Annotated in this window: 12 protein-coding genes; 6 read left to right on the top strand and 6 right to left on the bottom strand. The window is 63.5% G+C overall.

All coding sequences use genetic code 11. The features are described from left to right. The first annotated feature begins 191 nt into the window (after nt 1-191). The gene (locus tag HAQ05_RS10510) at nt 192-932 is read left to right on the top strand and encodes a GntR family transcriptional regulator (protein WP_190420167.1); all 741 of its coding nucleotides are present in this window, start codon (nt 192-194) and stop codon (nt 930-932) included. Between the two features lie 12 nt (nt 933-944). On the opposite strand, the gene HAQ05_RS29465 is transcribed toward HAQ05_RS10510, so the two are convergent. The 5 genes from HAQ05_RS29465 to xdhA all read right to left on the bottom strand — a co-directional run bounded on the left by HAQ05_RS29465 (nt 945) and on the right by xdhA (nt 7,845). Next, nucleotides 945-1,688, bottom strand: coding sequence for an RHS repeat-associated core domain-containing protein (locus HAQ05_RS29465; protein ID WP_420825768.1), 744 nt, complete (start codon nt 1,686-1,688; stop codon nt 945-947). 167 nt (nt 1,689-1,855) lie between these two features. Continuing rightward, a complete protein-coding gene (gene guaD / locus HAQ05_RS10500; RefSeq protein ID WP_190420163.1) occupies nt 1,856-3,154 on the bottom strand; it encodes a guanine deaminase in 1,299 nt (432 codons plus the stop codon). A 4-nt stretch (nt 3,155-3,158) separates the two neighbouring features. Then, a complete protein-coding gene (gene xdhC, locus HAQ05_RS10495; protein WP_190420161.1) occupies nt 3,159-4,004 on the bottom strand; it encodes a xanthine dehydrogenase accessory protein XdhC in 846 nt (281 codons plus the stop codon). 3 nt (nt 4,005-4,007) lie between these two features. Next, complete coding sequence (gene xdhB / locus HAQ05_RS10490) at nt 4,008-6,401, bottom strand: xanthine dehydrogenase molybdopterin binding subunit (RefSeq protein ID WP_190420159.1); 2,394 nt, start codon at nt 6,399-6,401, stop codon at nt 4,008-4,010. Next, nucleotides 6,394-7,845, bottom strand: coding sequence for a xanthine dehydrogenase small subunit (gene xdhA / locus HAQ05_RS10485; protein ID WP_190420158.1), 1,452 nt, complete (start codon nt 7,843-7,845; stop codon nt 6,394-6,396). The genes xdhB and xdhA overlap by 8 nt, the downstream gene beginning before the upstream one ends. A 307-nt stretch (nt 7,846-8,152) precedes the next feature. Here xdhA and HAQ05_RS10480 point away from each other — a divergent pair, with 307 nt between their 5' ends. From HAQ05_RS10480 to ligA, 4 genes are all read left to right on the top strand, one after another. Continuing rightward, nucleotides 8,153-8,812, top strand: coding sequence for a GntR family transcriptional regulator (locus tag HAQ05_RS10480; protein ID WP_190420156.1), 660 nt, complete (start codon nt 8,153-8,155; stop codon nt 8,810-8,812). Between the two features lie 2 nt (nt 8,813-8,814). Continuing rightward, entirely contained in the window at nt 8,815-12,309 is a 3,495-nt protein-coding gene (gene smc, locus HAQ05_RS10475) for a chromosome segregation protein SMC (protein ID WP_190420154.1), read from the top strand. A 195-nt stretch (nt 12,310-12,504) separates the two neighbouring features. Then, nucleotides 12,505-13,368 (top strand): cell division protein ZipA, encoded by an 864-nt coding sequence (zipA, locus tag HAQ05_RS10470; protein WP_190420152.1) that lies wholly within the window; start codon nt 12,505-12,507, stop codon nt 13,366-13,368. Between the two features lie 79 nt (nt 13,369-13,447). After that, a complete protein-coding gene (gene ligA / locus HAQ05_RS10465; protein ID WP_190420150.1) occupies nt 13,448-15,766 on the top strand; it encodes an NAD-dependent DNA ligase LigA in 2,319 nt (772 codons plus the stop codon). Here the strand turns inward: ligA and HAQ05_RS10460 are convergent. After that, entirely contained in the window at nt 15,760-16,740 is a 981-nt protein-coding gene (locus tag HAQ05_RS10460) for a hypothetical protein (RefSeq protein WP_190420148.1), read from the bottom strand. The genes ligA and HAQ05_RS10460 overlap by 7 nt on opposite strands. A gap of 262 nt (nt 16,741-17,002) precedes the next feature. Between HAQ05_RS10460 and HAQ05_RS10455 the strand changes: the two genes are divergently transcribed. Then, a complete protein-coding gene (locus tag HAQ05_RS10455) occupies nt 17,003-18,202 on the top strand; it encodes a putative zinc-binding metallopeptidase (protein WP_190420146.1) in 1,200 nt (399 codons plus the stop codon). The last annotated feature ends 37 nt before the right edge of the window (nt 18,203-18,239 follow it).

Raw genomic sequence — 18,239 nt, 5'->3', positions numbered from 1 at the left:
ACCATACACGGGCAACGCTTGCCGTCAAGCCGGTGCGCTGAGTACCGGCAAACCTATACCGGCACCGGCCCCTGGCGCCGCGCCTTTGGCTGCGCCCCCGCCCAGCGAGGCAGGCGAACCCTGCATAGGCACAGGCGTGCGCGGCTGTGTACAATGCCCCATCGCCTCGCCTTTCCCGCTTTCGAGTTCCCATGAACGAACAGCTGCAACCTCTGAAGAAACAGGCCCGCGCCAGCCAACCGGGGCGCAGTGGCACCCAGGATGATGTGGTTTACGCGCATATCTTCGAGGCCATCCTCGAACAGCGCCTGGCGCCAGGCACCAAACTCAGTGAGGAAGCATTGGGGGAGATCTTCGGGGTCAGCCGCACCATCATCCGCCGTGCGCTGTCGCGCCTGGCCCATGAGGGGGTGGTGCTGCTGCGGCCCAATCGTGGTGCGGTGGTCGCCAGCCCCAGCGTCGATGAAGCCCGCCAGGTGTTCTTCGCCCGGCGCCTCGTCGAAAAGGCCATTACCGAATTGGCGGTGCTCAATGCCAGTGCCGAGCAATTGGCCACACTGCGGCAAATGGTTGCCGACGAACGCGACAGCTTCACCCGTGGCGACCGTGGCGCGGGCATTCGCTTGTCTGGCGAGTTTCACCTCAAGCTCGCCGAAGCCGCCGGCAACGCCCCGCTGATCAGCTTCCAGCGCAGCCTAGTGTCGCAAACCTCGTTGATCATCGCCCAATACGAAAGCGGCAACCGCTCACATTGTTCCTACGACGAACACACCCAACTGATCGACGCCATCGAAAGCGGCGATGCCGGCCGCGCGGTGGAGCTGATGATGCACCACATGGACCATATCGACGGCAAACTGAACCTGGATGAAGACAGCGCCTCGGGCGACCTGCATGCGGTGTTCAGCCATGTGATCCGCGGCAAGCGCTAGGCAACCGCCAGGTCAGCGCCGGGCGTGCCGCAATGTCTGGCGTATCAGCCGCCACCCCCTGGCGCCCCCGGCGGCGGCCGCGACGGCGCCAGCTACCCCTATCAGGGCATAGCCGGCCACGTCGGCCATGGCGCCGGTACCCAGACGCGCTTCGAACTTCACCTCGGTGCCGAGTACTCTGGCAGTGCCTTCGCCGAGAGGAATCGAGTGCGCCACGGCCGCCGCATGCCGGCCATGGGTCGACGCAGACAGGTCGCAAACAACGCCCGTCGATACCAAGTTAGGCAAAGCCTGCGCATTGGCGTTGTAATTCAACCACTGCCTACCTTCCGGTATGTGCGGTTTACCTAAAGTGACCGAGTTTATGACCCCTTGTGCGCTCCGGCCATTGGTCATTATCGAGAGGTCAGCAGATACGCCAAGCCCTTTGAATGAACCCAGCGGGGTATCCAAAAATTGATGATGAACTTTCCCCTTGATCGCCAATTTGGGTGTTAGGGCGTCCACCAGCCCATTCAGCCATGTGCCCCAGCTTGCACCTTCTGGATCCACGCGGTTGACCGGCTCTGCCGCGCAGTAGGCGTAGGCGTTCAAGCCGCCTTCGGCAAACGGTGAAAACGCGTCGGGGCTGGCAAACCGCATCAGTGCCGGCACGCCAGCGCGCCGGCCGGTGCCGAGCAGGTAAAGGCCGGCCGCGGGCTCTTGCCACTGGCCGGTGAAGCGAGCAAGGCCCTCTGGGCACTCACCGAACGGCATATAAGCCAAGCGGCTGCTACCGTGCCTCAGCACGCTTGCGGCCGTGTCGGTTGCGACCAGGCGTTGGGGGGGCGAGAGCAAATGGTTCATGGTAGGCACTGCCGGCGATTGCAAATGCGGGAGTATCGAGTACGCCAAGCCGGCGGGTAACTGGTAGATCTAATAGGTCAGCGCCGATGCACCACCTGCCCATGGGCCACCGTTCGCTCGATCACCCGGTCATCGCCCAGCGTCATCAGCACGAACAGCGTTTCGGCAATGTCATTGCATTGCTTCAGGCGGTATTCCAGCAGCGGCGTGGCCGCCAAGTCCAGCACGAGGAAATCCGCCTCGTGACCCACCTGCAGGCTGCCGATGCGATCCTCCAACGACAGCGCTCGCGCACCGCCGAGGGTGGCGAGGTACAGCGACTTGAACGGGCTTAACCGTGCCCCTTGTAATTGCATCACCTTGTACGCTTCGTTGAGGGTCTGCAGGATCGAAAAGCTGGTGCCGGCGCCCACGTCGGTGCCCAGGCCCACTTTCAGCTTGTGCCGCTCGGCCATCGGCAGGTTGAACAGGCCGCTGCCCAAAAACAGGTTGGAGGTAGGGCAAAAGGCGATGGCCGAGCCGGTTTCAGCCAAGCGCGCGCATTCTTCATCGCACAGATGCACGCCATGGGCCAATACCGAGCGTGGGCCCAGCAATTGGTAATGGTCGTATACATCGAGGTAGCCGCTGCGCTCGGGAAACAGTGCCTTGACCCATTCCACCTCCTTGGGGTTTTCGCTGATGTGGGTGTGCAGGTACAGCCCTTCATGCTCAGCCAGCAACTGCCCGGCCAGCGCCAGTTGCTGCGCCGTGCTGGTAGGGGCGAAGCGCGGGGTCACCGCGTAGTGCAGGCGGCCCTTGCCGTGCCAGCGTTCGATCAGCGCCTTGCTTTGCGCATAGCTGCCCTGGGCGGTGTCGGTGAGATAATCCGGCGCGTTGCGGTCCATCATCACCTTGCCGCAAATCATGCGCAGGTCCAGGCGCTGGGCTTCGGTGAAAAACGCATCGACCGACTCCGGGTGCACGCTGGCAAACACCAGGGCGGTGGTGGTGCCGTTGCGCAGTAACTCCTTGATGAAGATCCCGGCCACCTTTTCCGCATGGGCGGGGCTTGCGAACTGCCGCTCGCAGGGGAAGGTGTAGGTATTGAGCCAGTCGAGCAACTGCTCGCCGTAGGCGCCGACCATGCCGGTTTGTGGGAAGTGGATGTGGGTGTCGATAAAACCAGGGGTGATCAGCGCGTTGTCCAGGCGCTCGACCGGGGTGCCGGCCGGCAGTGTAGGCAGCAGCTCGGCAGCGTCGCCCATGGCGGTGATCTTGCCGCCTTCGACCAGCAGCAGGCCGTCGGCGATGTATTGATAGCTCGCGGCTACACCGACATCGGCGGGGTCGCCGAGGCTGTGGAGCAGGGCACTGCGGTAGGCGTGGGCGGGCATGGGGTCATCCTGGCAGGGCCTGGCCGCGGCGCGAGCGCGGCAGCAGGCGGGCGATGGGTTCGTGGCTGGCTGAATGCTGGCCGAAGTCTGCGTTATAGGTGGCGATCACTTCGGCGGCGATCGACACGGCGATCTCTACCGGCAGCTTGCCCTTGACCGCGGCCAGGCCCATCGGGCAACGCATGCGCTGCACCACCGCGGGGTCGAAACCGCGCTCGCGCAGGCGATGCTCGAAGCGCGTGCGTTTGGTTTTCGAGCCGATCAGGCCAAAGTAGGCGAAGTCGTTGCGGGCCAGGATCGCCGCCGCAAGTTCCAGATCCAGCGCATGGTTGTGGGTCATCACGATGCAGTAGCTACCGGGCGGCAGGCGCTCGGCTTCCTCCACCGGGTCGTCGTTGACCACCCGGCTCACACCGGCGGGTAGGGCATCGGGAAACTCCTGCTCGCGGGCATCCACCCAGCGCACCCGGCACGGCAGGCTCGCCAGCAACGGCACCAGCGCACGGCCGACGTGGCCGGCACCGAACACGGCGATGTGTGCGCGTGGCTGGCCCAGCGGCTCGAACAGCAACACCGTGGCGCCGCCGCAGCACTGGCCCAGGCTGGCCCCCAGGCTGAAGCGCTCCAGGTGCGGTTGCTGGGTGCCGGCGGCCAACAGCCGGCGGGCGATGGCCAAGGCCTTGTATTCCAGGTGGCCGCCGCCGATGGTGTCGTACAGGGCAGTGGCGCTGACTACCATCTTCGAGCCCGCGTTGCGCGGGGTGGAGCCGTGCTCCTCAAGGATAGTCACCAGTACGCCCGCTTCACCCTGGGCCTGTAGCTCGGCCAGCGCATCGATCCAGTTGGCCATGGCTCAAACCTCCGGCAACGGCGCGGTGTCAGCGTGGGGCTGGCGAACCACGGCACGCATCTGCTCGCAGCCCCAGAACACCCGTTCGGGGGTGGCCGGGGCGTCGATGTTCGGCTGCACGCGGTAGCCGGCCAGGCTCGCCACCGCGTCCTTGAGGGCACACCACACGCTGATGCCGAGCATGAACGGCGGCTCACCCACGGCTTTGGAATGGAACACGGTGTGTTCGGGGTTCTTGCGGTTTTCTACCAACTGCACGCGAAAATCCGCCGGCATGTCGGCCACCGCCGGGATCTTGTAGCTGGCCGGGCCATTGGTCACCAGCTTGCCCTGGGCATTCCACACCAGCTCTTCGGTGGTGAGCCAGCCCATGCCTTGCGCAAAGCCGCCCTCGACTTGGCCGATGTCGATCGCCGGGTTCAGCGAGTCGCCCACATCATGCAGGATATCGGTGCGCAGCAGCTTGTACTCGCCGGTGAGGGTGTCGATGATCACCTCGCTGCAGGCCGCGCCAAAGGCAAAGTAATAGAACGGCCTGCCGCGCGCCTGGGCGCGATCGTAGTAGATCTTCGGGGTTTTGTAGAAACCGGTGCTCGACAGCGACACCTGGTTGAAATACGCCAGTTGCACCAAGGTGTCGAAGCTTACCAACTGTTCCCGCACGCGCACCTGGCCCCCACGAAACTCGACATCCTCGGGGCTGACGTTCCAATGCCGGGTGGCGAATTCCACCAACCGCTGTTTGATCGTTTCGGCGGCGTTCTGCGCGGCCTTGCCGTTGAGGTCGGCACCGCTGGAGGCGGCTGTTGGCGAGGTGTTGGGCACTTTCTCGGTGTGGGTGGCGGTGATCTTGATGCGGCTGACCTCTACTTGGAATACCTCGGCCACCACCTGCGCCACCTTGGTGTTCAGCCCTTGGCCCATTTCGGTGCCGCCGTGGTTCAGGTGGATGCTGCCGTCGGTATACAGGTGCACCAGCGCGCCCGCCTGGTTGAGAAAGCTGGCGGTAAACGAGATGCCAAACTTCACCGGGGTCAGCGCCAGGCCTTTTTTCAGCACCGGGCTGTGGGCATTGAAGTGGCGGATGGCTTCGCGGCGCTGGGCGTACTGCGCGCTGGCTTCCAGTTGCTCGGTCATCTCGGCGATGAGGTTGTGCTCCACGGTCTGGTAGTAGTGGGTCACGTTGCGCTCATCCTTGCCGTAGTAATTGGCCTTGCGCACGGCCAGTGGGTCTAGCTGCAGGTGGCGGGCGATGCGGTCCATCACCTCTTCGATGGCGACCATCCCCTGCGGGCCGCCGAAGCCCCGGTAGGCCGTGTTGGAGGCCGTGTGGGTCTTGCAGCGGTGGCCGTTGATGGTAGCGTCGCCCAAGTAATAGGCATTGTCGGCATGGAACATGGCACGGTCGACGATCGAGGCGGATAAATCTGGCGAGCAGCCGCAGTTGCCGGCCAGCTCCAAGGCGATGCCATGCAAGCGGCCGCTGGCGTCGAAGCCGACGTCATATTCAACGTAGAACGGGTGGCGCTTGCCGGTGGTGAGCATGTCTTCGACCCGCTGCAGGCGCATCTTGGTGGGCTGGCCGGTGAGCCTGGCCACCACCGCGCACAGGCAGGCGGGGCTGGCCGCTTGGGTCTCCTTGCCGCCGAAGCCGCCGCCCATGCGGCGCATGTCGACCGCCACGTGGTTCATCGGCACGCCCAGCACCTCGGCCACCAGCTTTTGCACTTCGGTGGGGTTTTGCGTGGAACTGTACACCAGCATGCCGCCGTCTTCGGTGGGCATCACCGAGGCAATTTGCGTTTCGAGGTAAAAGTGCTCTTGCCCGCCGATGTGCAGCGTGCCCTGCAAGCGGTGTGGGGCGGTGGCCAGGGCCGTGGCCGAATCGCCGCGCTGGTGGGTATGGCTTTCGAGCACGAAATGGCGTTTGCGCAGCGCCTGGACCACGTCCAGTACCGGTTCGAGGTCTTCGTACTCGACGATGGCCGCCAGCGCCGCTTGGCGCGCCGTGGCCATGTCACCGGCGGCCACCGCCAGCACCGGCTGGCCCACGTACTCGACGGTGTCGATGGCCAGCAGCGGGTCACCCGGCAGCAGCGGGCCGATGTCTTTAAGGCCGGGGATGTCTTCATGGGTAATGGCGATACGCACGCCAGGGAAACCATAACACGGCGCGGTGTCGATACGCAGGATGCGGGCGTGGGCGCGGTCTGACAACCGTGCGTACACATGCAGTTGGTTAGGGAATTCGAGGCGGTCGTCGATGTACTGCGCCTCGCCCGCCACATGCTTATCAGCGCTTTCATGCTTGATCGGCTTGCCCACGCCGGTGTGGATACCCTGGCGGAATAGCTCGGCCATTTGTTCGGCGCTGTGGTGTTCGGCGTGCTTAGACATAGTCGGTCACCCGCGTGGCAACCTTGGGCTGGGTCAGCTCGATGTGGCAGCGCCGCAGCAGGTTCTGTGCGGCGTGCAGGCGATACTCGCGGCTGGCGCGAAAGTCCGACAGCGGTGTGAATGCCCCGGCCAACGCCGCACAGGCGGCCTCCACGGTGGCGGCGTTGAACACCTTGCCAGCCAGCGCCGCCTCGGCCGCATACGCGCGTTTGGGGGTCGCCGCCATGCCGCCGAATGCCACCCGTGCCTGGCGCACCACGCCATTGTCGAGCCACAGGTTGATCGCCGCGCACACCGCTGAAATGTCATCGTCCAAGCGCTTGGACACCTTATAGGCGCGAAACGCCTGGCCGGCGGTCGCCCGCGGTACGATCACCTTCTCGATGAACTCCCCCGGCTCGCGGGCGGTGGCGCGGTAATCGATGAAGAAGTCTTCCAAGGCCATACTGCGCTGGCGTGTGCCCTGGCGCAGTATCAGGCTCGCGCCCAGGGCGATCAGCAAGGGCGGCGAGTCACCGATCGGTGAAGCATTGGCTATATTGCCGCCCAAGGTGCCCTGGTTGCGGATTTGCAACGCGGCAAAGCGTTGCAGCAGGTGGCCGAAGTCCGGGTACTCGGCCGCCAGCACCGGGTAGCAGTCGGTCAGCGCCGTGGCCGCGCCGATTTCCAGGCGGTCGTCGAAGGTGGTAACGCCCTTGAGCTCGGCCACATTGCCGAGGTAGATCATTCGCGGTACCGCGCGGTGCGCCTGGGTCACTTCCAGGGCCAGGTCGGTACCGCCGGCCAACAGCCGTGCGCTGGGCTCGGCAAGGTACTGCGCGGCCAGTTCATCGAGGCGCGTGGGCAACAGGCAAGCTGTGCCGTCGCGCTGCAGCGATGCGCTGCCCTGCGCGGCGATGTTCTGCAAGCGCAGCATGGTGTCGGCCTTGAGCGCATCGAAGCGGTCCACGGCCGGGGCGCTCAGGGCCTGTTCGGCGGCGGCGAGGATCGGCCGGTAGCCCGTGCAGCGGCACAAGTTGCCGGCCAAGGCTTCTTCGGCGCGCTGGCGGCACGGTTCGCTGGCGTTTTTTTGCAAAGCGAACAGCGACATCACGAAACCGGGCGTGCAAAAGCCGCACTGCGAGCCGTGGCAATCGGCCATGGCGCGTTGCACGCTGTGCAGGTGGCCCTGGTGCTTGAGGTCTTCGACGCTGAGCAGTTGCTTGCCATGCAGCGAGGCGACGAAGGTGAGGCAAGCATTGACGCTGCGGTAGCGCAGGCTCGGTTGGCCGCCAGGCCCCTGGCTCAGTTCACCCACCACCACGGTGCAGGCGCCACAGTCACCGCTGGCGCAGCCTTCCTTGGTACCGGTACGGCCACGCTGGCGCAGGTATTGCAAAACCGTCAGGTTCGGGTCCAGCTTATCTTCGGTGCACAGTTGCTGGTTAAGGAGAAACTGGATCACGGTGCGTGCCTCTCGCGGGCGGGTTTGTTATGGGGCGGGTAGGGTGCTTCAGCCGTTGGCTGCAGCCGTGTGCTGCCGGGCTGCGTTGCCATTGCTTGCCCGAATGCATGAGGCACGCACCAATGGCGGTGAATGTATTGATAGCTGACTTTTCGGTCAAATGTTTTCTGACCTTGTAGTCAGCATCGGTAGCAGGCCCCACCTCACAGGGCTTACGTGCTTAATCCGTGCCAGCCGTGCCTGCTATTTTGCCCTGCAATTGCTATACAATCGCCGCTGGCCAACCCTCCGATGCGCAAGGACCATCATGACGTTCAAGGCTAACGACAGCCTCGCCGAACAAATCGCCCAGCACTTGGCCGAACGGATTATCCGCGCCGAACTGCGCCCCGGCGAACGCATTCAGGAACAAAAAGTTACCCAGGCCCTGGCCGTGAGCCGCGGCTCGGTGCGCGAGGCGCTGCTGATACTGGAGCGGCGCCACCTGGTGGTGATTTTGCCGCGCCGCGGTGCCCAGGTTTCGCACATCACGGCGCACCATGTGCAGAGCTTGTGCACCTTGATGGCCGAGCTGTACATCCTGTTGGGCAACGCCGTGGCCGAGCGTTGGCAGAACGCCGAAGACCTGGCACCGTTCCTGATGTTGCAAACGCGCCTGGAAACTGCCCGGGAACGGCAGGACATCAACGCCTTCGTCGACGACAGCTTCAATGTGATGCGTGCCGCTTACCCGTTCGCCAACAACCCTTATTTGCAGGAAACCGTCGAGAACCTGCAACCGGCCATGAGCCGCCAGTATTGCCTGGCGCTCGAACAACGCAAGGCGTCGATGAACGAATACCTGCTGTTATTCACGCGCTTGCTCGAAGCGGTGCGCGCGCGCCACTTCGCCGGCATCCGCCAAGTGCTCACCGCCTATGGCCAGCGTAGCTGCGAGCAGGTGCTGGCGGCACTGGAGGCCGCCTGACCGTGCGCCTTAAATGCATTCGCCTGGCCGGCTTCAAGTCGTTCGTCGACCCCACCACGGTCAACTTCCCCAGCAACATGGCGGCGGTGGTGGGCCCCAATGGCTGCGGCAAATCGAACATCATCGACGCCGTGCGCTGGGTGATGGGTGAAAGCTCGGCGAAGAACCTGCGCGGCGAGTCGATGACCGACGTGATCTTCAACGGCTCGACCAGCCGCAAACCGGTGAGCCAAGCCAGCATCGAGCTGATCTTCGATAACAGCGAAACCACCCTGGTGGGCGAATACGCCGCCTACGCCGAAATCTCCATCCGCCGCAAGGTAACCCGCGACGGGCAAAACGCCTACTACCTCAATGGCACCAAGTGCCGCCGGCGCGACATCACCGATATCTTCCTCGGTACGGGCTTGGGCGCGCGCAGCTATTCGATCATCGAGCAGGGCATGATCAGCAAGCTGATCGAAGCCCGGCCCGAAGAGCTGCGCAACTTCATCGAAGAAGCCGCGGGCATTTCCAAGTACAAGGAGCGCCGGCGCGAAACCGAAAACCGCATCCGCCGCACCTTCGAGAACCTCGAGCGCCTGACCGACCTGCGCCAAGAGCTCGAGCGCCAGCTTGAACGCCTGCATCGCCAGGCCCAGGCGGCAGAGCAATACCAACAGTACAAGGCCGAGGAACGCCAGCTCAAGGCGCAACTGGCTGCCTTGCGCTGGCGCGCGCTGAACGAACAGGTGGCGCAGCGTGAAGGCGTGATTGGCGACCAGGAAGTCAGCTTCGAGGCATTGGTGGCTGACCAGCGCAGCGCCGACGCCAGCATCGAACGGCTTCGCGACGGCCACCATGAGCTTTCCGAACGCTTCAATCAGGTGCAGGCGCGGTTCTATTCGGTGGGCGGTGACATCGCCCGCGTCGAGCAAAGCATCCAGCATGGCCAGCAGCGCCTGCGCCAATTGCACGACGACCTCAAAGAGGCCGAGCGTGCCCGCCAGGAAACCGAATCGCACCTGGGCCACGACCACACCTTGCTGGCCACCCTCGGTGAAGAGCTGGCGATGCTCGAACCTGAACACGAATTGGCCGCGGCCGCCGCCGAAGAGGGCGCCGCCGCACTGGAACACGCCGAAGCCGCCCAACGCGCCTGGCAGGAGCGCTGGGACCAGTTCAATACCCGCTCCGCCGAGCCACGCCGCCAGGCCGAGGTGCAGCAGGCGCGCATCGCGCAATTGGAGCAGGGCCTGGAACGGCTGGCCGAGCGCCAGCGCCGCCTGGGTGAGGAGCGCGCCCAACTGGCGGCCGACCCGCAAGCGGCGGCTATTTTCGAATGGGCCGAACAATTGGCCGAATGTGAGCTGCAACTGCAGGCCCTGCACGGCGAAGACGAAGCACAGGCCGGGCAACTTGAAAATACCCGCCAGCAGTGGCAAACGGTGAGCGCCGCACAGCAACAGGCGCAAGGCGAATTGCAGCGCCTGGAAGGCCGCCTGGCCTCGCTGGAAGCATTGCAGCAGGCGGCGTTGGAGCCCGGCAGCGGCACCGCCGAATGGCTCGCGGGCCAGGGCTTGGCGCAACGCCCACGGCTGGCGCAGGGGCTCAAGGTAGACGCCGGCTGGGAGCAGGCAGTCGAGGCGGTGCTGGGGGCCGACCTGCAAGCCGTGCTGGTCGATGACCTGGCCGCATTGGATTACGCACGTTTCGAACAGGGCCAACTGCGCCTACACAGCGCCCAAGCGGCGGTACCCACCACGGTGGATGCCGGCTGCCTGTTGGCGAAGGTCCAAAGCCCGGTGGACCTCAGCCCATGGCTGGCCACGGTGCACCCGGCCGACAGCCTGGAGCAGGCCCTGGCGCAACGTGCGCATTTGCCCGAAGGGCATAGCCTGGCCACCCGTGAGGGTTACTGGGTGGGCCGGCACTTTTTGCGGGTAAGCCGGGGCAACGAGGCGCAGGGCGGGGTACTCGCCCGGGCCCAGGAGATCGAAGCGTTGCAGGCGCGCCGGGCGCAGGGCCTGCAGGCGTTGGCCGAACTGGACCAGCGCCTGGATACCCTGCGCCATGCCCAGGCCGAGCAAGAGCGGGCACGCGAACAATTGCACCGGCAATTGCAGGGCGCTGGCCGCCAGCAGGGCGAGCTCAAGGCTCAGCTCTCGGCCGGCCAAGCCCGCGCCGAGCAATTGACCTTGCGCCAGCGCCGCCTCGATGAAGAACTGGCTGAGTTGGCCGAACAGCGCGCCGTGGAAACCGAAGCCATCGGCGAATCGCGCCTGCTGCTGCAGGCCGCGCTCGACACCATGGGCGAAGACACCGAACAACGTGAACAACTGATGGCTGAACGCGACCGGGTGCGTGAGCGGCTCGAACAGGTACGCCAGGCCGCGCGCCTGGCGCAGGATAAAGCCCACCAGTTGGCGCTGCGCCTGGGCTCGCTGCGGGCCCAGCATGCCTCTACCGGCCAGGCCTTGGAGCGCCTGCAACTGCAAGCGGCACGGCTGCTTGAGCGCCAGGAACAACTGGCGCTGAACCTTGAAGAGGGCGACGCACCGCTCGAAGAACTGCGCCTGAAGCTTGAAGCGCTGCTCGAACAGCGCCTGGCCGTGGACGACGAATTGCGCAGCGCCCGTGCCGCCATGGAAGACGCCGACCGGGAACTGCGTGAAGCGGAAAAGCGCCGTAGCCAGGCTGAGCAACAGGCGCAGTTGTTGCGTGGCCAATTGGAACAATACCGCATGGAATGGCAAGCGCTGAGCGTGCGCCGCACCGCCTTACAAGACCAATTGCGCGCCGATGGCTACGACCTGCACGGGGTGCTCGATACCCTAGCGCCCGAGGCCAGCGAGCAGGGTGCCGAGCAACAGCTGGAGCGGGTCGACGCGCGCATCCAGCGGCTGGGCGCCATCAACCTGGCGGCCATCGACGAATACCAACAGCAGTCCGAGCGCAAGCGCTACCTCGATGCCCAGGATGCAGACCTGGTCGAGGCGCTGGATACCCTGGAAAACGTGATTCGCAAAATCGACAAGGAAACCCGCAACCGTTTCAAAGACACCTTCGACAAGGTCAACGGCGGTTTACAGGCACTTTTTCCGAAAGTTTTCGGCGGCGGTTCCGCTTATTTGGAACTGACGGGCGAAGATCTACTCGATACTGGGGTAACGATCATGGCCCGGCCACCGGGCAAGAAGAACAGCACCATTCATTTGTTGTCCGGTGGCGAAAAAGCCCTGACCGCCTTGGCCCTGGTGTTTTCCATTTTCCAGCTCAACCCCGCGCCGTTCTGCATGCTCGACGAAGTGGATGCACCGCTGGACGACGCTAACGTCGGGCGCTACGCCCGGCTGGTCAAGGAGATGTCGCAGACCGTGCAGTTCATTTACATCACCCACAACAAAATCGCCATGGAAATGGCCGACCAATTGATGGGTGTGACCATGCACGAACCAGGTTGTTCGCGGCTGGTGGCGGTGGACGTGGAAGCGGCGATGGCCATGGTCGAGAGCTAAGCGGTTGCGGCCGACACAGCAACAAATGCAAGGTGCAGGCGACTGGCGGTGTAAAGTTGCCGTGGGTCGTGGTAGTTTAATGTTCATAGTGTGTAATGCGTGGGAAAACGCCAGCCAAGTCAGCGGCTTGGCGCCACGATTTAAAGGGGTTTATGCCCTGGTTATCGTCAAACTTTCAGATTGAGGCTCGGGTACATGGAAATCGGTCTGCGTGAATGGCTGATCGTCATCGGCGTTATCGTGATCGCCGGTATTCTGTTCGATGGCTGGCGCCGCATGCGCGGTGGCAAGGGCAAGCTCAAGTTCCGGCTAGACCGCAACTACAGCAACCTTCCCGATGAAGAAAGCACGGCAGAAGTGCTGGGCCCGCCGCGGGTGCTCGACGCACAACAAGAGCCGGAGCTTGACGAAGACGACCTGCCGTCGATGAGCGCCCCGGTACGCGAACCCAAAGAAGGCAAACGCGCACGCAAAGCGGCCGAAGCCGTGAAGCCGCGCCAGGGCGACCTTGACCTGGCGGTGGACGAGCCGCGTTTGAGCGCCCGGGACCGGGACCGGGAACACCACACCGACTTCCCCGACGAAGAGCGACCGGCCCACGGCGGCGAGCCGGGTTTTCTCGCCGAGCCCGACGAGGTGCTGGTGATCAACGTGGTATCGCGCAGCGACGCCGGGTTCAAGGGCCCGGCGCTGTTGCAGAACATATTGGAAAGCGGCCTACGCTTCGGCGAAATGGACATCTTCCACCGCCACGAAAGCATGGCGGGTAATGGCGAGGTCCTGTTTTCCATGGCCAATGCCATTCGGCCCGGGGTGTTCGACCTGGACGACATCGACCACTTCAGCACCCGCGCCGTGAGCTTTTTCCTCGGCCTGCCCGGCCCGCGCCATCCCAAACAGGCCTTTGACGTGATGGTCGCCGCCGCCCGTAAGCTCGCCCACGAGCTGGACGGCGAGCTCAAGGACGACCAGCGCAGCGTGCTCACCGCGCAAACCATCGAGCACTACCGCCAGCGCATCGTGGAATTCGAACGCCGGGCGTTGACCCACAAACGCTGAAGGTTATGGGCCCTGGGCGGGGAGGCCGCCCCGCCCAGGGCCCACGCCACATTCCCATTCGCAACCGCGCCGGTCGCCCATGAACACCGCCGAAACCCGCATCCTCGAACTGCGCCATGCCTTGGACGAGCACAACTACCGCTACTACGTGCTCGACGAACCGAGCGTGCCCGACGCTGAATACGACCGCCTGTTCCGTGAGCTCAAGGCGCTGGAAGAGGCCAACCCGCAGTGGGTGACCGCGGATTCGCCGACCCAGCGGGTCGGCGGTACGGCGTTGAGCGCGTTTGCCACGGTGCGCCATGAAATCCCCATGCTCAGCCTGGGCAACGCCTTCGAAGCGCAAGACTTGCTCGACTTCGACCGGCGCGTGCGCGAGGGCCTGGAGCAAACCACCGTGGAATACAGCTGCGAGCCCAAACTCGATGGCCTGGCGGTGAGCCTGTTGTATCAGCAAGGGCAATTGGTGCGTGGCGCCACCCGCGGCGATGGCAGCACCGGCGAAGACATCAGCACCAACGTGCGCACCATCCGCAACGTGCCGCTCAAGCTCAAGGGCAGCGGCTGGCCCGCCACCCTCGAAGTGCGCGGCGAGGTGTACATGAGCAAAGCCGGTTTCGAGCGGCTCAACGCCGCCCAGGCCGAAGCCGGCGGCAAAACCTTCGCCAACCCGCGCAATGCCGCCGCCGGCAGCCTGCGCCAGCTCGATTCGAAAATCACCGCCAGCCGCCCGCTGGAATTTTGCTGTTACGGCATCGGCCAAGTCAGCCATGACATCGCCGATACCCACATTGGCAACCTCAAGCAATTGCAGCAGTGGGGCCTGCCCATTAGCCGCGAGCTGCAAATCGCCACCAGCATCGAGCAATGCCAGGCGTACTACCAAGCCATCGGTGCCCGGCGCCAGGCGCTGGCCTACGAAATCGACGGCGTGGTGTTCAAGGTCAACGCCATCGCAGCCCAGCGCGAGCTGGGCTTTCGCGCGCGGGAACCGCGTTGGGCCATTGCCCATAAATTCCCCGCCAGCGAAGAACTCACCGAACTGCTCGGCGTGGAATTCCAGGTCGGCCGCACCGGCGCCGTGACCCCAGTCGCCCGGCTGAAGCCGGTGAAGGTGGCTGGCGTGACCGTGGCCAACGCCACCCTGCACAACATGGACGAGGTCGCGCGCCTGGGGGTGATGATCGGCGACACGGTGATCATCCGCCGCGCCGGCGATGTGATTCCGCAGGTCATGCAGGTGGTGACCGAACGCCGCCCGGCCGATGCGCGCCCGGTCGAGGTGCCCAGGCAGTGCCCGGTATGCGGCTCGGAGGTAGAGCGCACGCAATTGATCAAGCGCAGCAAGGGCAAGCAGACCGTGATCGAAGGCGCGGTGTACCGCTGCGTCGGCCGGCTCGCCTGCGCCGCCCAGCTCAAGCAGGCGATTATCCATTTTGTGTCGCGCCGGGCCATGGATGTGGACGGGCTGGGTGACAAAATCGTCGAGCAACTGGTCGACACCGGCCTGGTGCGCTCGCCGGCGGACCTGTACACCCTCACCCAGGAGCAAGTGCTGGCCTTGGAGGGCTTCGCTGAAGTCTCCAGCCGCAACCTGATCAACGCCATCGATGCCAGCCGGCAACCGACCCTGGCGCGTTTTATCTTTGCCCTGGGCATCCCTGAAGTGGGCGAGGAAACCGCCAAGGTGCTCGCCCGCTCATTGGGTAACTTGCAACGGATCATGGCGGCCCGGCCGCTGGTGCTCACCTACCTGCCCGACATCGGCCAGGAGGTGGCTTACGAAATTGGCCACTTCTTCGAAGAAGCACACAACCGCACGGTGATCACCCAACTGCTGGCGCGTGGCGTACAGCCGCAAGGCGAGGGTGAACTGCACGCCGAATTCGCCGCGGCGACCACCTTCGAAGGCTTGGTTGCGAAGCTGGGCATCCCCTACGTGGGGCCGGGTGCCGCGCAAAAATTGGCCGAGCGGTTCGGCTCGCTGGAAAAGCTTGCCGCTGCCGATTGGCTCGACCTGCGCCAGGCCGTGGCCGAACGCGCCGCCCAGGCGGTGCGCGAGTACTTCGACGATGAGCCACGGCGCACCGAAGCGCTGGCGGTGGAACAACAACTGCGCGACTTCGGCATGCACTGGGCCAGCACCCGACGCGAGGCCGAGGGCTTGCCCCTGGCGGGGCAAACCTGGGTGCTCACCGGCACCCTCGAAAGCATGACCCGCGAAGAAGCCAAAGCGAAACTCGAAGCCCTGGGCGCCAAGGTCGCCGGCTCCGTCTCCGCCAAGACCCACACCGTGGTGGCGGGGCCGGGGGCGGGGAGCAAGCTGGTCAAGGCGCAGCAGTTGGGGGTGCGCGTACTTGACGAAGGTCAGTGGGTGGCGCAGTTAGCCCATTATTGACCCGTGGATGGTGTTACCTGAGAGCAGAACCATTGTGTTTCCTCGGCAACTAGGTCGAGGCCAGTCAAAAACCGATTGGGTGATGACAGAAAATATACAGGGCCTGGCAAGCCGGGCCGCTCGCAGATGCTATTGTGACCATCGTTTTTGACCCAGCGGTTTTGCTCCTGACTACCGCTCACCGCTAATGTAGTGGTAGCCGTCGTGTTTCGGAAGGAGGCACACGTCAGCGTCGCACCTTCGAAAAACTCGCCGCCATACGAATTTGCGAGGTGAAGCCCTGTTACGATTTGCCCCGCTGGGCATGATTTTGGAGTGTCTTTCACATCCATTGAAACGGTGGTGGTGGCAGAAGCCTTGAAAGGTTTATTGGCGAAATCTTGAAGATCTGCGCATTGATACTCGAATTCTCCCGCCCGTTTGCTATATAGCGCGATCAGCGCGCCGTCCCCGCATTGAGCGTTTTGATCAACGCTCCTGGGTTGCCACGGTCGCGGAACTGTGCGCAGCCAGCCGGTGGCGGTGGTGGCTGGAAGCTGCAGCAAGGCGCAATGCGTCTTAGGTGATGTGATATCCTTCAACCCTGCCCCGATGATTTTCAAGTACGGTGCTACGTAACGATCGCTTGACGGGTCGGCGGTCCAGGAACCTGCTTTTTGCAGAATGGCTTGTAACGACAGCTTTTCTGTACTGGTTTCACGCGCTGTAGCTTGAAGTTTTACCCACCATTTCGATTTAGTTGTCGACTCCGTGCAGTCGTCCTCCGTCAGTAGTAGAGTACTTTGCGATGGTATCTTTTCCACCAGTACGGTGTTCGGCTGATAATCACATGCGCGGTTGAAGGCAGATTGGCCTTCGCCTTCTGCGAGGAGTGGGCAATCGTTGTTCTCGTCATTATAAAGGTGAACTACCCCGGTGGTGCTGGCAGTCGTGTTCACGTTAGTTTTGGGTGTTACGGCATAACTGCTCGGCATTCCCAAGCACGCCATCCAAACGCAAACGCCTACGATAGGCCTGCGCATGATCCATTTTAAGAAGTTCACAATTAATTCCTCCGCCTGGCGCTATGATAACTATCAAGCATCTAGGCTAACCATGAACCGCCTCGCCGTGTACCTGGCAACCTTAAGGGGTGTACAAGCATCCATTGCCGTTATCGATGCCATGTGCCGGAAATGCTGAACTGTCTGCGCGCGGGTTACTCTATCGCCTGAGTTCTCAGTGGAGTCATGAGCTGTGGCAGGATCTTTCGGTCGCTTTTCCAATCGGTTATCTGCTGTGCGGGCGGGATCCGCCAATCTGGACAAGCGCTGGCGTTGCCGTTGTGGCCTAGCCGTGTTTTTCGTCAACAGCCGGTGCTTAGGGTGTGGTGCTGCCTTGGGTTATCTGCCGGGCGAAAACATTGTTTCCAGCCTCGCCGAGAGGCAGCCCGACACTCATTTACACTGTGATGCGCTACCCGCTGCGGGTGCATATCGTCGGTGCGCCAACCTCGATACTCCCGCCGCCTGTAACTGGCTGGTTCCTGCCAGCGACCCTAACCCGTTGTGCCGTGCCTGCCGCTTGAACCGGACCATTCCAGACTTGTCGTTACCGGAAAACCACGAATACTGGCGCAAGGTCGAAATCGCCAAACGTCGGTTGGTCGCGCAGTTGCTCAATCTCGGCTTGCCCGTGGTGGCCAAAGTGGACGATGAAGCCAAAGGCCTGGCATTCGATTTTGTGGGTACCGACCTAAACGGTACGGCCCCCACTACGGGACACGCCGCTGGGCTGATAACGCTGGATATCAAGGAGGCCGATGGCGCCCACCGGGAAAGGGTGCGCAAAACCATGGGGGAGCCCTATCGCACCTTACTCGGGCACTTTCGCCATGAGGTCGGCCACTACTACTGGGACCGATTGGTTGCCGGCACCCCCTGGCTCCAACCTTTCCGCGCGCTGTTTGGTGACGAGCAAAGCCGTTACGCTAACGCGATGCAGCGCTATTATCAGCAAGGCGCCCCGCCTGACTGGCAGCAGGGATACGTCAGCGCCTACGCGACCATGCACCCATGGGAAGACTGGGCTGAAACCTGGGCACATTATTTGCACATGATGGACGCCGTTGAAACCGCCCTGGGCTTCGGCATGGCAGGGCACACTGGCGGCCTTGCCTATCCGCCGTTGCCGCTTCAGGCCCTGTATGACCCGGAGCACGACAGTGCGCCGTCGTTCCTCGCCTTCGTCAATGCTTGGATCGAGCTGGCAGGTATGCTCAACGAACTCTCGCGCGCCATGGGCCAGCCAGACTTCTATCCGTTCGTGCTGCCCCCGGCGGTGATCGCCAAGTTGCATTTCATCCACCTGGTGGTGCAGCAAGCCGGGGGCAAAGCTGACGACATCCTCGAAATCGCCGAGGCCGCAGCCTCCCCCGCACCTGGCCGGATACGTTAACGCCCTGACCCGCTTTGTTTTTTTCAAGGCGCCGGTT

The sequence above is a fragment of the Pseudomonas typographi genome (assembly GCF_014694385.1).
GTDB classification, from domain to species: Bacteria; Pseudomonadota; Gammaproteobacteria; order Pseudomonadales; family Pseudomonadaceae; genus Aquipseudomonas; species Aquipseudomonas typographi.
This window is presented reverse-complemented; position numbering and strand designations above follow the sequence as displayed.